We start from the raw sequence: 14,699 nt of genomic DNA on the forward strand, positions 1-14,699 counted from the left end.
TCGTCGGGCAGCGGCTCAGCGGCCGGCCATGGACGGCGTGCGCGCCGAGTCGTTCGCCGCGGGGGCGGCCGTTCCCGTCGCGGCGGGGCCGAGCGGGACGGCGTCGGGAGCCGACCGGTACGAGTTGTAGCGGTAGTAGGAACTCGTCTCGTCCTGCTTGAGGCCGTTGAGGACCAGCCCGATCGTGCGGGCGTTCGCGCCGTCGAGGGTCTCGAGCGCGCGGTGGAGCTGCTGGCGGCGGGTGGACTTGTACCGGGACACGACGATCGCACCGTCGGTCATGTGCGTGAGCCAGAGCGGGTCGGTGACCGGGATGATCGGCGCGGTGTCGATGATGACGAAGTCGTACGACTCCTTGGCGCGGTCCACCAGCTGGCGCATCGCGTCGGAGGCGAGGAGCTGGCTCGGGTTCGGCGGCACCCCACCGGAGGCGAGGACGTCGAGGTTGCCCCGACCCCAGGGTTGCACGGCCTCCTCGAGGGTGATGTCGCCGACGAGGACACTGGTCAGGCCGACTTCGCCTTCGATCTGCGTGTAGCCGGCGATGGAGGGGCGGCGGAGGTCGGCGTCGATGAGGAGGACGCGCGGTGCGCGTTCGGTCATGGCGAGGGCGAGGCCGAGCGCGACGGTGCTCTTGCCCTCACCGGGGAGCGCGGAGGTGACGATGACGGAGGTGATCCGTTCGTCGACGTCGGCGAAGCTGAGGTTCGTCGCGAGACTCCGGAACCCCTCGGCGATCATGCCGTTCGGGTTCCGCATCATGGCCTGCGTCGGCAGCTCACCCTTCCGCGTGCGGGCGACCGTCGTGAGGACGGGGGTGTCGGAGACCTGCTGCAGCTCGCGCAGCGACCGGATCCTCGTGTCGAGGAGCTCCCGGCCGAAGGCGTACAGCACGCCGATCAGCAGTCCGCCGAGTCCGCCGCCGGCGACGAGGAGTTTGGTGTTCGGCGCGAAGGCGAAGATGGGGAGCTTGGCCGGCGCGATGATCGTGAGTTGGACCGCGGGGCGGTCCTGATCGTCCCTCGGGGAGATGCCGTCCACTGCGGAGGACAGGGAGTTCGCAACGGCCGCCGCGATGCTCTGCGCCTGCTCGGCGCTCGTCGACACCGCGGAGATCTCGACGATCACGGTGTTGAGGGGAGCGTCGGCGCTGACCGACTCCGCGAGGTCCTGGACACTCATGTCGAGGCCGAGCTCGTTGATGACCGGCTCGAGCACGATCGGGGAGGACGCGAGGACGGCGTAGGACTGCACGAGGTTCTGCACGTACGTGGATCCCTGGACCAGTTCGGTCGTGGAGTTGCCGGCCTCGGTGGTCACGAACACGCTCGTCGTGGAACGGTACTGCGGTGCCATCGTCTGTGCGAAGACATAGGCTCCGGTCGCGCCGACGAGTGCGAGCACCACGATGACGATCCACTGCTTGCGCAGCGTTGCGATGTAGTCGCCGAGATCCATCTGACTCCCCCTGGTTTGTTGACACCCAACACCTCAGCGTACCGACGATTTCCCGGTTTATCAGGGGAAAGACGCCCCCACTCAGGGGGTACGGGCCGTTTGATGACCCCCAGTCCGAGGGTGTCCACCCCCGCGGATGACCCCCGTTCGACGGGGTGCACAGAGGCCTCGGCCGGCTTCGGTCAAGGGGGTGTGGCGCTCACGCTACGATTGTCGGAATTCTTCCCCCGAGCGAAAACCGAAGGACGTCATGGCGCGGATCCTCGTAGTGTGCAGTGCCAACGTCTGTCGCTCCCCGCTCGCGGAACAGCTCCTCCAAGCCCGACTCTCGACCATTCCCGGCTTCGACCGCCTCGTCTGCTCGAGCGCCGGCATCGAGGTCAGTCGCGGGCACGAGATGTGCGCTGACGCGGCCGCGGTCCTCGGCCTGCCGTCGGAGGGCCCGAAGTCGTCCGCCCATCGCGCACGACGAGTGACGAAGTCGATGATCGGCGGTGCGGGGCTCGTGCTGACCGCGAGCCGCACCGAGCGCTCCGCCCTCGCCAGGCTCTCTCCCGAGGCCCGATCGAAGGTCTTCACGCTCCGCGAGGCGGCCGCGCTCGCCGAGGCGCCCGACCAGGCGATCGCCACATGGCGCCCCGGTGCCGGCACGACGGCCGACCAGCGTCTGTCCGACCTGGCGGCCCTGCTCAACGCCCGTCGAGGTCTCGCTCCTGCTCCGAAGCCGGAGCGCACCGGGCTGTTCGCGCGATTCGGGAGCGACGTCGACCCGCTCGACATCGCCGACGGACACAACCTCGGCAAGCGGGCGCACCGGACGACCCTGCGGTCCGTCCAGCGCTCGGTCGAGCGGTTCGGCGCCGCCGTGGAAGCCCTCACGCGGTAGCGGTTCGAGGGTCATCACTACCCCTGTCTTTGGGGGTACGCAGGGCGCGATTTTCCCGTTTTCCGACGAATGTTGGGCGGTAGGCTCTTCAGCATTCCAGCCGAGACACGCTTCGTGTCCGCGCCGCCCGAACGGCGCCTGGAGCGATGAGGAGAAGCTCGATGGGGGACAACGCTGCACGGCGTCAGGGGCAGCCGACGGTTCGCATCCTCGGCACGCACGGGATCCCGGCGGCCTACGGCGGGTTCGAGACGGCAGCCGAGAACATCGCCGTCTTCCTCCGGGATCAGGGGTGGCGCGTCATCGTCTACTGCCAGTCCGACGGCGACGGGCCGATCGTCGAGGACGAGTGGCGCGGCATCGAACGCGTGACGATCCCCGTCGGTCCAGACGGGTGGAAGGGCACCTCGCTGTTCGACCTGAAGTCGATCAGACACGCCTCGCGGTTCGACGACGTCTGCCTCACGTTCGGCTACAACACCGCCGTCTTCAACGTCCTGCAGCGTCTCAAGGGCATCCCGAACGTCATCAACATGGACGGCATCGAGTGGTCACGGGCGCGCTGGGGATTCATGAAGCAGGCGATCCTCTACGTGAACGAACGCATCGCCTGCTGGGTCGGGAACACGCTCATCGCGGACCATCCCGAGATCGAGACCTACCTCGCGAAGAAGGCGAAGCGGTCGAAGCTGACGACGATCACCTACGGCGCGCACCGCGTCGACTCGGCACCCCTCGCCCCGCTGACGGCCCACGGTCTGACGCCGGGGGAGTACCTGACGCTGATCTGCCGCCCGATCCCGGAGAACACGATCCTGGAGCTGGTGCAGGCGTTCTCCTCCGAACGACGCGGCGTCACCCTCGCCGTCTTCGGCACCTACACCCCGGAGACGGATCCGTACCACCGCGCCGTCGTCGACGCCGCGAGCGACGAGGTCGCGTTCGTCGGGTCGGTCTACGACCCCGATGAACTCGCCGCCCTCCGATTCCACGCGCTCGGCTACCTCCACGGGCACACCGTGGGCGGCACGAACCCCTCGCTCGTCGAGGCGATGGCCGCCGGGAACGCCGTGATCGCCCACGACAACCCGTACAACCGATGGGTCGCCGGCGACGGCGCCCTCTACTTCACCACCGCAGACGACGCCGCCGCACGCATCGGCGAGCTGCTCCAGAACCCCGCCCGTCGTGCCGCCCTGTCCTCCGCCGCGTCCGCGCGGCACGCCGAGGAGTTCACCTGGGAGCACGTCGCCGGCCAATACGAAACCGTCCTGCAGACCTACCTTGGAGGTGCACGTGTCGCACGTGTCTGAAACGAACGCCCCGGCCGCGGAAGTGCCCATCGAGACGGCCCGCGTGCGGGTCGGCGTCATCGGCCTCGGCAAGATGGGCCTCTCCCACCTCGCCATGATCAAGGCCCACCCGTGGGTGAGCGTCGATGCGGTCGTCGACTCGACCGGCTACATCCTCGACGTCCTCGGCAAGTACACCGGCCTCACGACCTTCACCTCGGTGGACGACATGCTGGCCGCGGTCGAACTCGACGCGGTCATCATCGCGACCCCGACCAAGTTCCACGCACCCATGGTGAAGTCGGTGCTCGAGCGCGGTCTCCACATCTTCTGCGAGAAGCCGCTCAGCCTGAGCGCGGCCGACTCCGACGAGCTCGCCGCACTCGCCGAGCGTCGCGGCGTCGTGACCCAGGTCGGGTACCACAACCGCTTCGTGGGTGCCTTCCGCGAGGTCAAGCGTCTGCTCGACCTCGGCGCCATCGGTCGCGTCACGCACATCCAGGCGGAGGCCTACGGTCCCGTCGTGCTGAAGTCCCGCGGCTCGACCTGGCGGAGCAACCGCAACGAGGGCGGTGGCTGCCTGTACGATTACGCCGCCCACCCCGTCGACCTCCTCACCTGGTACGCCGGCGAGCCGATCGGCGTCGGCGGCACGGTCCTCGGGAGCGTGTTCTCCGAGCACACCGAGGACGAGGTCTTCTCGACCCTCTTCTTCGACGCCGGCGTCAGCGCGCAGCTCTCCGTCAACTGGTCGGACGAGTCCTACCGCAAGATGACCACGCAGATCACCATCACCGGCACCGCCGGTCGCATCCACGCGGATCGGCAGGAATGCCAGGTCTACCTGCGCGACACCGCGCCCGAGATCGACGGCTACGAGACCGGCTGGAACGTCAAGTACACCACCGAGCTCACCGACGAGGTCTGGTACTACCTGCGCGGCGAGGAGTACAGCGCACAGCTGGACCACTTCGTCACCCGGGTCGTCGAGGGCGCCGTGCTGGGGACGAACTCCTTCACCAGCGCGGCCGCCACCGACCACGTCCTCGAACTCCTCACCATCGACGCGGCGGCAGGCCCGTCCACCCGAGCCGCGACGGCCGCACCCGCTCCCGTCGCGAAGAAGAAAGGCCTCCTCCCATGGCGACGAGCGTAGAGACCCAGACCGGCGCGGCCGCGACCGCTGCCCCGAAGCTTCCCCGGCTCCTGTTCGGAGACAACCAGTTCTTCGGCGTCAACCACATGTCGGAGGAGAAGGCGCGCGCCCAGGCCATGCGCTTCCAGGACACCGGCGCGATCATGGACGTGCTCGACGTGGCGTACGACGAGGGCATCACCTCGTTCATGTGCACCACGCACGATCGGATCGCCGAGGTCGCGGAGCGGGTACGGCTCGACCCGACGCGATACGCCGACTTCACGTTCCAACCGTGCATGCCGTACGCGCACAAGTACGCGGACGCCGTCACGGAGAACGGCATGCTCGGCGCGCTCAAGCGCTTCCTGCCTGAGGAGGGCCTGATGAACGCGGCCCTGCGTGGAGGGAAGGCGTTCGCCACGAAGGACGTCGAGGGCATCATCACGCTGCTCATCGACGCCGAGATGGCGATGTTCCGAGGCGTCGACACGCCGGTGATCTGGCTGCAGAACGTCGTCGTCGACCTCCTGCTCGGTCTCGGGTTCAAGGACGCGTTCGCCATCTTCGACCACCACGTGCGCACGAAGTACCATGCGCAGCCCGGGTTCATCACGATGAACCTGCCCCTCCTGCTCGACGCCCTGGACGAGGCCGGTCTCGAGAACCCGATCGTCTGCTCGAACATCAACAAGATCGGGTTCCGCATGTCGGGCGGTATCGAGGGCTACCAGCGGGTGCTCGCGGAGCGTCCGTTCCGTGCCGTCGCGATGTCCGTCTACGCGTCAGGCGCGATCCCGCCGCGCGAGGCGATCGAATGGCTCTCCGAGCAGCCGAACATCGAGTCGATGGTGTTCGGAGCGTCCAGCCGGCAGAACATCCAGAGCACGCGACGCCTGGTCGACGAGTTCTTCGGGGTGTGATCGGGCGCGAGCCCAGCTGACACGAGGAACGGCCCCTGGCATGCCAGGGGCCGTTCCTCATGTGGTCGGTGCGCGGGACCCGTCGTGGACCTCGCCGTCAGACGCGGACGCGACGGACGGACTCGACCACCTGGATGATCTCGGAGCGGTACCGCTCGGGGGAGAAGTGCTCCTGCGCCGAGCGGCGGGCCCGGTCGGCGATCCGTGCGCTCCGGGCCGGGTCGTCGAGGAGCTCGGCGACCGCTGCTGCCATGGCCTCGGCGTCACCCGCCGGCACGAGCAGGCCGGTCGCGCCGTCCTCGATGCTCTCCAGATGGCCGAGCGCCGCTGATGCGACGACGGGCCGCAGCGCCAGCTGGGCCTCGACCACGGCGTTGCCGAAGGGTTCCCGCAGCGAGGGGGCGACGACGAGGTGTGCGCGTTCCAGCGCAGACCAGATCGGCGAGACGTAGCCCGAGAAGGTGACCGCACCACGGAGGTCCGCTTGGTCCGCACGGTCCCGGAGCTGCTGCTCGAACCACTCGTACCCCTCGAACGGCGTACCCGCGATCTCGATCCGGACGTCGCGTCCGGCACGGCGCAGGATCCCGACCGCGTCGAGCGCGATGTCAGGCCCCTTCCGTGGGGAGAGCCTGGCCACGATCGCGAGTCGATGCGGTTCGGAACCGATCGGGGCCGGCGTGGGATCGACGTCGGGGCCGGCGACGCCGTTGAAGACGAGCCGGACCTTCCGGGCGAGTCCGGGTGCGGCCGTGGTGGTCGCCTCGACCGCCGCACGGCTGATGACGATGAGCGCGTCGGCGAGGATCAGCGGCGAGTTCAGGGCGAACCGGACCAGCCTGCCGTCCGCGGTCTCCGCCTCGTGCACGTGGCAGACGACCGGTGTGCGCGTCAGGCGTGCGGCGAGGATCCACCACGGGAGCGTCACCGTGTTGACGTAGACCGCGGTCGGCGCGATCTCCTCGATGACCCTCCGCAGGAAGCGGACGGAGCGCAGGCCTTCCATCGCGAGCGAGGCGACGCCGCCCAGCGAGGCGTTGGCCCGCCGGAGGACGGGGAAGGGGACGAACCGGACCTCCGCGCCGCGGGCGAGCAACCTCGGGACCAGCTTGCCGTCGGCGGGGAGGGCGACGATCACCCGGTACCCGCGCCCGACGAACGCGCTGATGCTCTCGAGCATCTGCAGGTCCGACCCGTAGACGTCGCCCGACGGATTCGCGATGAGGACCGTCTGACCGGCATCGGTGGCCGAGGTGCCGGCGAGCTCGTGAGCGTCCAGGGTGGTCTCCGATGCGTCGATGGCGGTCACCGGCCGAGCGCGACGGGCTGGCCGCCGGACGCGGTCCCGACCGAGCCGAGCCGCTCCATGTCACGGAACCACTTCACCGACGCGAGCAGCAGGTGGCCGGCGTTGGCGAGGAACATGAGGGTGTAGGCGGCGAAGAACACCTGCGGGGCACCCAGGAGGACGAAGATCAGGCAGAGGAAGCCGTAGTCGGTCGGGATGACGAGCAGTGAGCGCAGGATGGTGCTGTGGCCGTTCTCCGGAGCCGGGTCGGCGCCGTAGACGCGCTTGAGCTGCTCGTTGAGGATGATCGCGAAGAACGCGACGGCCGCCACGACGCAGTAGCCGATGGGGATGAGCAACAGCGCAGGGGTCGGCAGCTCGAAGAACCGGAACGCGCTGATGAGGACGGCGAGGTGCAGGGACGAGATCTTCGTCGCATCGATGACGTGGTCGAGCCACTCACCGGACGGTGACCCGCCGCCGCGCAGTCGCGCGACCTGGCCGTCGGCCGAGTCGAAGGCGTACCCGATCGCGAGGCAGAGCCACACGCCGACACCGAGACCGATGCTCGGGGGCAGGGTCGCGAGCATGATGATGCCGCTGAACGTGAAGACCGCACTGATCACGGTGACCATGTTCGGCGTGAGACCGAGCTGGTACGCCGCCGCGGCGAGGTAGCGACCCGCCTTGCGGTTGACGTAGATCGAGTACGCCGGAGCGCCTCGCGTCCGCTTCTTCTGTGCACCGGCGAGACGGGCGACGATGTCGGAGTACCGCTCGGCGACTTCGGGGTCTTCCGTGGGCTGAGTCATGGGGGCAGTTCGGGTCATGCCGGTCCTTGTGTTCTCATGTGGGCGCTGCAGGCGATCGCTGATTCGGGTGAGCGGTCGTGAGCGGTCGGGCGACGAAGGCGCGCCCGGGTTCGGGTGTTCCGCGACCGGGCGGGTGCCGGAGTGCGGGAATCGTGGCGAGGCGCGCACGGTGCCGGACGTGATGCGCCGACGGCTCGGGTAAGTCGTCGCAGCAGTGCGTCGCGGGAGGGTTCGGGTGTGCGGGTCTCGCCAGTGAGCAGCTGTGCGATCGAGCCGTTTTCGGGTGACTCGTCGTGCGACTGCGGGCGGTGATGGAGACGACTGTATCGAAGTGTTGCCCCCTCTGGAAGGGGATTTGTCCTCTTTTCGAAGGACACCCCTCGCTTTGGGGGCATCACCGACAGCAGTCCTGACATCAGTACGCGCCGACCGGTTTGAGCACGACCTTGACGGTCTGCCACATGATCATCAGGTCGCCCGTGATGGACCAGTTCTCGACGTAGTAAAGGTCCAGGCGGACGCTCTCCTCCCACGTCAGGTCGGAACGTCCGGAGACCTGCCACATGCCGGTGAGGCCCGGCTTGATGTGCAGACGCCGGTGGACGTCCTTCTCGTACTCGGCGACCTCGCTCGCCAGCGGCGGCCGGGGCCCGACGAGACTCATGTCGCCGGTGAGGATGTTCCACAGCTGCGGCAACTCGTCGAGGGAGTACTTGCGCAGGATGCGACCGACGCGGGTGACGCGCGGGTCGTTCTTCATCTTGAAGAGCACGCCGTTGCCCTCGCTCTGCGCCATGAGGGCTGGGAGGACGGCTTCGGCGTCGGTGACCATGGACCGGAACTTGAACATCGTGAAGCGCTCACCGTTCCTGCCGACGCGTTCCTGCCGGAAGAGGACCGGGCCCGGGCTGTCGAGCCTGACGGCGAGGGCGACGAGGGCCAGCACTGGCGAGATGAGGAGGATCCCGAGGCTCGTGAGCCCGATGTCGAGTGCGCGCTTCATGATGTGGTGACCGCCCTCGAACTGCGGGATCTCCACGTGGATGAGTGGCAGCTCCTCCACCGGGCGGAAGTGGATGCGGGGCCCGGCCACGTCGGTGAGTCGGGCCGCGAGCACGAGCTCGGTCGCCGTGCCCTCGAGGTCCCACCCGAGTCGGCGGACGTAGTCGCTGCCGCCGTCGACGGGGCCGGCGATGATGACCGCGTCGGCGGTGAGGTTCGCGGCGGCCTGGGCGACGCCGTCGATGTGCGCGATGACCGGGACGGAGGTTCCCCGGCTCGAGAACGGCTCGGCCGTCTCCTGATCGACCACGGCCGCACCGACGACGGTGTAGCTCATGCTGTGCTGTTTGGCGACCTGCTCGAGGACGTAGGCGACGTCGTCACGCTTGCCGACGACGACCGTCCGCGCGGTGTACTCGCCCACCCGACGGCGGCTGAGCAGCCAGCGTCGCCACATCCATCGGGAGGCGAGGAGCGCGAGTGTCCCGGCGGGGAGCGCGAGGATGAAATACCCCCGTGCGATGTCGATCTTCAGGATGAGGAAGACGATGGCGAGGATGCCGAAGGCGAAGGCGCTGGCGTTGACGACGCGCTTGTACTCGGCGACACCGGAGCCGATGATGCGGCTGTCCCGGGTCCTGGTGAAGCCGAGGAAGGCGAGCCAGACGAGCACGATGACCCCCGACAGCAGGATGTAGAGCTGCTGGGCCTCGGGGCCGACCGGGTCGTCGCCGAACCGCACGACGAACGCGGCGGAGACGGCGAAGAGCGCGATGACGCTGTCGGTGAGGATGAGCCAGCGACGGTAGCGCTTCGACCACTCGCGCTGCGTCATGGACTTGACCGCGACGGTGGAGGACTCCGCGCCGAGCGCAGCAGCTCGGCGTCGGACGAGCGCGATGGGGCCCGTGATCGGGAAGGCGTTGTCGTTCACGTCGGCACTCATGCTCGGGTCGACCCCTCGCAGCGGAACTGGGCGAACGCCGCGCTTCGGGTGCGCGGACGGGTCTGTCGGGAGGACCGACGGCGGTTCGGGTACGTCGTCATGAGGTTGCTATCCACTTGTGGGGTTCGGGTGTGCTTCGGATGCGCGATGCGCAAGGGCGGTTCGGGCCGCCCGCGGAGAACGCGACGTCGCTCGTGTGCCCACGACCGACCGGCGAAACCGGTCGAGATGAGCGTCCCCCTTGGATATCCCTCAACTGTAGGAAGCGGGGGTCATCGGCGGATCCCCCACTCCAGGGGGGTCGCCGCCCCCAATGCTGGGGGTGTGGAGGGCCTCCGACGCGCGATTCCGTCGTCATCGGCCGAGATGACGACGGACCTCGTCGGTCGCTCTCGTCGCCGCCCGGTGGGGGACAGCACCTACTGCCGACGTCACACCGGTCGTGGGTGGCGGCTCGGCCGTAGGCTCAGCGACTACATTGGTGCCATGGATGGAGCGCGCGCGACCGAAGGCGTGATCGCCGACGCCGCCCGCGATCCCATGGCCGATTGGCCGACCGGACGGCTCCTCTCCACGGCGTCGCGACTGATCGAGCACACCTGGCAGCAGGCCCTCGACGGCATCGGTGTGACCCACGCCGGGCTCATCGTGCTGCACCTGCTCGACAGCGGCCCCGCCAGTCAGAAGGAGCTCGCTCGACGAGCCCGCGTGCAGAACCAGACGATGTCCCGCACGCTCGACCGACTCGAGCGGGCCGGCCACATCGAGCGGATCGCCGCGGCCGACGACCGTCGTCGTCACGTGGTGAGCCGGACGCCCGCAGGCGACGAGGCCTGGCTGGCCGCACACCGGCTCGAAGCCGATGTCTTCCCAGAGCTGCCCGACGAGTCGGCGTTGCGGTCGCAGCTGCTCGCGATCATCCGTTCTGGCGAGTCCGCCCGTTGGTCACCCGAGGACGTCGAACCCGCCTGACCCGCCTGCCGGGGCTGCCCTTCGACAGACTCAGGGACCGTTCCGGGTCCGGGTGTACCTCTCCCGGTCGCTGAGCTTGTCGAAGCGCCCACGGGGAACCTCCGTGATGCGAGGGTGTCCGGCCGGGGTTGCCCTTCGACAGGCTCAGGGACCGTTCCGGGTCCGGGTGTACCTCTCCCGGTCGCTGAGCTTGTCGAAGCGCCCACGGGGAACCTCCGTGATGCGAGGGTGTCCGGCCGGGGCTGCACATCGGGTGTCCGCTCAGGGGCACACCAGGCGCCCCCGTGCCCCGTCCGGGGGGATTCGAGCTGGTGCTCCGGGACGAGAGTGGCTAGTGTGATCAAAGTTTCTATTGTGACTGTTGTGACAGGATGACGGCCGCGACCCGCCGAGGTCGCCGTGATCGTGTCGTCGGACTGGAGAATGATGACCCCCGCACGAACGCCCGGTGCGCAGTACGGCCGCCGCCGTCCCTGGCTGGCGATGGCCCTCTCCGTCGGCGTCGTCACGGCGTCACTCACCGTCGGCGCCCTGCCGGCCCACGCGGACGACTACCCGAGCTGGGCCGATGTCGAAGCGGCCAAGTCGAGTGAGTCCGCCAAGGCCGCCGAGATCACGAACATCACCGCACTCATCACCTCGCTGCAAGAGCAGTCCGACGCCGCGTTCCGCACGGCGCAGATCGCCGCCGAGTCTTATCGTCAGGCGCAGGACGCCGTGACCGAGGCGACCGCCCGCGAGTCGGCGCTGCGCGAGCAGGCCGAGGCCGCTGCGGCCGCCGCCAAGGTCTCGAAGCAGCGCGCCGGTGCGCTCATCGCACAGCTGTCGCGTGGCGGCGGTGGCGACGTCTCGCTCGACCTCGTCCTCGGCGCGGGGAAGTCCGACGACCTGCTGTCCCGGCTGTCCGTCATGGACAAGCTGGGCGAACGGAACGCCGCGAGCTACGCCGAGGCGGTGACCGACCGCAACGCGGCGAGCGGGCTGACCGACCAGGCGGAGGTCGCGAAGACCGAACGCGAACGCCTCGAGGGCGAAGCGCAGACGAAGTACGACGAGGCGGAGAGTGCCTCGGCGGCGGCATCCGCAGCCGTGGCCGCCCAGGAGCAGCAGGCCGACCAGCTCTACGCGCAGCTCGCCTCGCTGAAGAACACCACCGCCGAGACCGAGCGCGGGTACGCGGCCGGCGAGTCCGCTCGTCAGGCGGCGGAGGCGGCGGCAGCCGCTGCGGCTGCCGCCGCGGCCAACACCCCTCCCGCGCCGTCCGGCGGTTCGTCCGGTGGCGGCGGCGGATCGAGCAGTGGTGGCGGCGGCGGTGCGTCCAGCGGCGGTGGCGGTGGCGGCGGCTCGGTCGCACCTCCGAACTCCGCCGGCGTCGAGTCGGCGATCGCCTTCGCGCTCGCCCAGGTCGGCAAGGGCTACCAGCTCGGCGGTTCCGGCCCGAACGTCTGGGACTGCTCGGGGCTCACCCGCGCGGCCTACGGCAGCGGCATCGGGACGCATTCGGCGACGAACCAGTACTACACGATGCAGTCGCAGGGACGCCTCGTGCCCTACAGCCAGAAGCAGCGCGGCGACCTCATCTTCTGGTCGAGCGGCTACGACTACTACCACGTCGCCATCTACCTCGGGAACGGCCAGATCGTCGAAGCGGCCAACGAGCGCGCCGGCACCCGGGTCGGCGGCATCTGGGGATCCGGCGACGTCGCACCCTACGTCGGTCGCCCGACGGGTTGATCCCATGAGCTCCGCCGAGGTCGACGCCTACCTCACCTCCCTCACGCACCAGCTGAAGCCGGCGGTCATGCGGCTGCGCGAGGCGATCATGGCCTCGGACGAGGGCATGTCGGAGCACCTCAAGTGGAAGGCGCCGAGCTTCGTCTACGACGGCGAGGACCGCGTCACCTTCGCCCTGCACCCGGCGAACCGCATCCGGATCATCCTGCACCGGGGCGTGCATCAGCGGGACGACACCGACGCCTTCCGGTTCGACGACCCCTCCGGTCTCGTGGTGTGGGCGGCACCGGACCGCGGTGTCGTCACCTTCTCGACCATCGATGCGGCGGCGGACGCCGAGCCCGCCCTGCTCGAACTCATCGGGCGCTGGGTGCGGGCCTGACACCTGTCGACGAGCGCGGGAGCACGCGGTCGGCGAGCCGTCGTATGATCGACTGCCGAGCGGGCGACAGCGCACCGACGGACCGGTGGTGAAGGAGGCCTCGTGCGCAGTGCCGTGCTCGGCGTCGTGCTGCTCGTCATCGGGACGATCGCGATCCTCACCGGTGTCCTCCCCGCCCCGGAAGCCCTCGGCATCGCCGACCGCGTCTGGCCGATCCTCCTGTTCGTCGTCGCCATCACCGTCGTCGCCGAACTCGCTGCGGACGCCGGCCTGTTCACCCTCGTCGCCTCGCGGCTCGTGCGCTGGGGTCGGGGGAGCACCTGGTTGCTCTGGCTGTTCGTCGTCGCGCTGGCAACGCTCAGCACCGTCTTCCTCTCGCTCGACACCACGGCCGTCCTCCTGACGCCGGTCGTCATCACGCTCGCGAGGCACGCCGGGCTGTCGCCGGTGCCGTTCGCCCTGACCACCGTCTGGCTGGCGTGCACGGCGTCGCTGTTGTTGCCGGTGTCGAACCTCACCAACCTCCTCGCGGAGCACGCGATCGACGAGGCCGCCACGGCGTCGGGTGGCGGTCCGCTCGGCCCTGGCGGATTCGCAGCGCTCATGGTCGTCCCCGCGATCATCGCGGTCGTGGTCCCGTGCGTGGTCCTGGCGATCGTGTACCGCCGTCAGCTCGCCGGTGCCTACACGGTGGACGTGGAGGCGCAGGACGACGACCGGGTGCTGCTGTGGACGTCCGGGCTCGTGGTGCTCGTGCTCCTGCCGCTGCTGGTGTCCGGCATCCCGGTGTGGATGTCTGCGGTCGGTGCGGCGGTGATCCTCGTCGTCGTCTTCCTCGTCCGGCGTCCGGCGGCGCTGCGTCCGGCGCTCGTCCCGTGGCAGCTCGTCCTGCTGGCCTCAGGACTGTTCCTCGTGGTGGAGGCGGCTCACGCCCTCGGACTCGCGCGGGCGCTGGCGTCCATCGCGGGGACCGGCGACTCGCTCCTGGCGCTCCTGCAGCTGGCGGGGGTCGGCATGGCGAGTGCCAATCTCGTCGACAACCTGCCGGCCTACCTCGCCCTCGAGCCGGTGGCCGGTGACCCCGTGCGCTTCGCCGCCCTGCTCATCGGCGTGAACGCGGGCGCGCTCATCACCCCGTGGGCGGCGCTCGCGACGCTGCTCTGGCACGCGCGGCTCACCGCGGCGGACGTCGAGTTCGGTTGGGGCCGGTTCATCGCGCTCGGGTTCGTGGTCGCCCCGCTGACGGTGGCCCTCGCCACCGTCGGGCTCTGGCTGGCGCAGGGTGCCGGCGCGATCCTGCCCTGAGGTCCCTGAGCACCCTTCCCGGTCCCTGAGCACCCCTCCCGGTCCCTGAGCGCCCTTCCCCGGTCCCTGAGCCTGTCGAAGGGCGGCGACGCGTCGCTCTCCCTCAGTGCTCGTGTCGTGCGTCGCCCGCGCGCCGCCGCTCCAACAGCTCCGTGACGATGCGGTCGATGAGCTCGAAGGGGATCGGCCGGCTGAACGGGAACTGCAGCGTGTCCTTCGCCGCCCGGTAGTCGGCGACGGCGTTCTGGAGGGGGCCGTCGAACGGCGGGATCGAGTACAGGGCGATGTGGTGTTTCCAGGCGCCGAGGTAGAGCAGGTATCGGTCGTCGAGCATGAAGGTCGGCATGCCGTAGCGGATTGCCTCGGTGACTCCAGGCACGATGCGGTGGACGCGGAGTCGGATCTCCTCGATGGCGTCCGCGGCGTCGGTGGGTTGCGCGGCGAGGTAGTCGTCGATCGTGGTGGGTGCACCCGGCATGTCTCTCCTCCTCGGAACGGAGACGGCACGGGAGCCGCTTCCCCCGTGCCGTCATCGTCCCATGTCCGCGTCCCGCGCGACAGGGG

At 69.4% G+C, this 14,699-nt stretch carries 13 protein-coding genes; 8 read left to right on the plus strand and 5 right to left on the minus strand.

Features of this window, described 5'->3' with window-relative positions; translation table 11 throughout:
• Positions 1-15: 15 nt before the first annotated feature.
• Positions 16-1,458, minus strand: a complete 1,443-nt coding sequence (locus FGL15_RS13460; protein ID WP_138946422.1) for a polysaccharide biosynthesis tyrosine autokinase — start codon at positions 1,456-1,458, stop codon at positions 16-18.
• Between the two features lie 250 nt (positions 1,459-1,708).
• On the opposite strand from FGL15_RS13460, the gene FGL15_RS13465 reads away from it, so the two are divergent.
• The 4 genes from FGL15_RS13465 to FGL15_RS13480 all read left to right on the plus strand — a co-directional run bounded on the left by FGL15_RS13465 (position 1,709) and on the right by FGL15_RS13480 (position 5,694).
• Positions 1,709-2,344, plus strand: coding sequence for a hypothetical protein (locus tag FGL15_RS13465; RefSeq protein WP_168223404.1), 636 nt, complete (start codon positions 1,709-1,711; stop codon positions 2,342-2,344).
• A gap of 161 nt (positions 2,345-2,505) precedes the next feature.
• Positions 2,506-3,657, plus strand: a complete 1,152-nt coding sequence (locus FGL15_RS13470; protein ID WP_168223405.1) for a DUF1972 domain-containing protein — start codon at positions 2,506-2,508, stop codon at positions 3,655-3,657.
• The gene (locus FGL15_RS13475; RefSeq protein ID WP_205858625.1) at positions 3,650-4,792 is read left to right on the plus strand and encodes a Gfo/Idh/MocA family protein; all 1,143 of its coding nucleotides are present in this window, start codon (positions 3,650-3,652) and stop codon (positions 4,790-4,792) included. The genes FGL15_RS13470 and FGL15_RS13475 overlap by 8 nt, the downstream gene beginning before the upstream one ends.
• Positions 4,777-5,694 carry a hypothetical protein gene (locus FGL15_RS13480; protein WP_138946425.1) on the plus strand — a complete coding sequence of 306 codons (918 nt, stop codon included), beginning with the start codon at positions 4,777-4,779 and terminating at the stop codon, positions 5,692-5,694. The genes FGL15_RS13475 and FGL15_RS13480 overlap by 16 nt, the downstream gene beginning before the upstream one ends.
• 97 nt (positions 5,695-5,791) lie before the next feature.
• On the opposite strand, the gene FGL15_RS13485 is transcribed toward FGL15_RS13480, so the two are convergent.
• The 3 genes from FGL15_RS13485 to FGL15_RS13495 form a co-directional block, all read right to left on the minus strand.
• Positions 5,792-7,003, minus strand: coding sequence for a glycosyltransferase family 4 protein (locus tag FGL15_RS13485; protein ID WP_205858626.1), 1,212 nt, complete (start codon positions 7,001-7,003; stop codon positions 5,792-5,794).
• Positions 7,000-7,794: a CDP-alcohol phosphatidyltransferase family protein gene (locus FGL15_RS13490; protein ID WP_138946426.1), complete on the minus strand. Its 795-nt coding sequence runs from the start codon at positions 7,792-7,794 to the stop codon at positions 7,000-7,002. The genes FGL15_RS13485 and FGL15_RS13490 overlap by 4 nt, the downstream gene beginning before the upstream one ends.
• Positions 7,795-8,209: 415 nt before the next feature.
• Positions 8,210-9,742, minus strand: coding sequence for a sugar transferase (locus tag FGL15_RS13495; RefSeq protein WP_205858627.1), 1,533 nt, complete (start codon positions 9,740-9,742; stop codon positions 8,210-8,212).
• Between the two features lie 486 nt (positions 9,743-10,228).
• On the opposite strand from FGL15_RS13495, the gene FGL15_RS13500 reads away from it, so the two are divergent.
• The 4 genes from FGL15_RS13500 to FGL15_RS13515 all read left to right on the plus strand — a co-directional run bounded on the left by FGL15_RS13500 (position 10,229) and on the right by FGL15_RS13515 (position 14,135).
• The gene (locus FGL15_RS13500; RefSeq protein WP_205858628.1) at positions 10,229-10,714 is read left to right on the plus strand and encodes a MarR family winged helix-turn-helix transcriptional regulator; all 486 of its coding nucleotides are present in this window, start codon (positions 10,229-10,231) and stop codon (positions 10,712-10,714) included.
• Between the two features lie 426 nt (positions 10,715-11,140).
• Positions 11,141-12,448, plus strand: coding sequence for a C40 family peptidase (locus FGL15_RS13505; RefSeq protein WP_240773544.1), 1,308 nt, complete (start codon positions 11,141-11,143; stop codon positions 12,446-12,448).
• A gap of 4 nt (positions 12,449-12,452) precedes the next feature.
• Positions 12,453-12,830 carry a DUF1801 domain-containing protein gene (locus FGL15_RS13510; RefSeq protein WP_138946427.1) on the plus strand — a complete coding sequence of 126 codons (378 nt, stop codon included), beginning with the start codon at positions 12,453-12,455 and terminating at the stop codon, positions 12,828-12,830.
• A 102-nt stretch (positions 12,831-12,932) separates the two neighbouring features.
• Positions 12,933-14,135, plus strand: a complete 1,203-nt coding sequence (locus FGL15_RS13515) for an SLC13 family permease (RefSeq protein WP_138946428.1) — start codon at positions 12,933-12,935, stop codon at positions 14,133-14,135.
• Positions 14,136-14,238: 103 nt separating this feature from the next.
• On the opposite strand, the gene FGL15_RS13520 is transcribed toward FGL15_RS13515, so the two are convergent.
• Entirely contained in the window at positions 14,239-14,613 is a 375-nt protein-coding gene (locus FGL15_RS13520; RefSeq protein WP_138946429.1) for an iron chaperone, read from the minus strand.
• Between the last annotated feature and the right edge of the window lie 86 nt (positions 14,614-14,699).

It is taken from the genome of Plantibacter sp. M259, assembly GCF_006065115.1.
GTDB classification, from domain to species: Bacteria; Actinomycetota; Actinomycetes; order Actinomycetales; family Microbacteriaceae; genus Plantibacter; species Plantibacter auratus.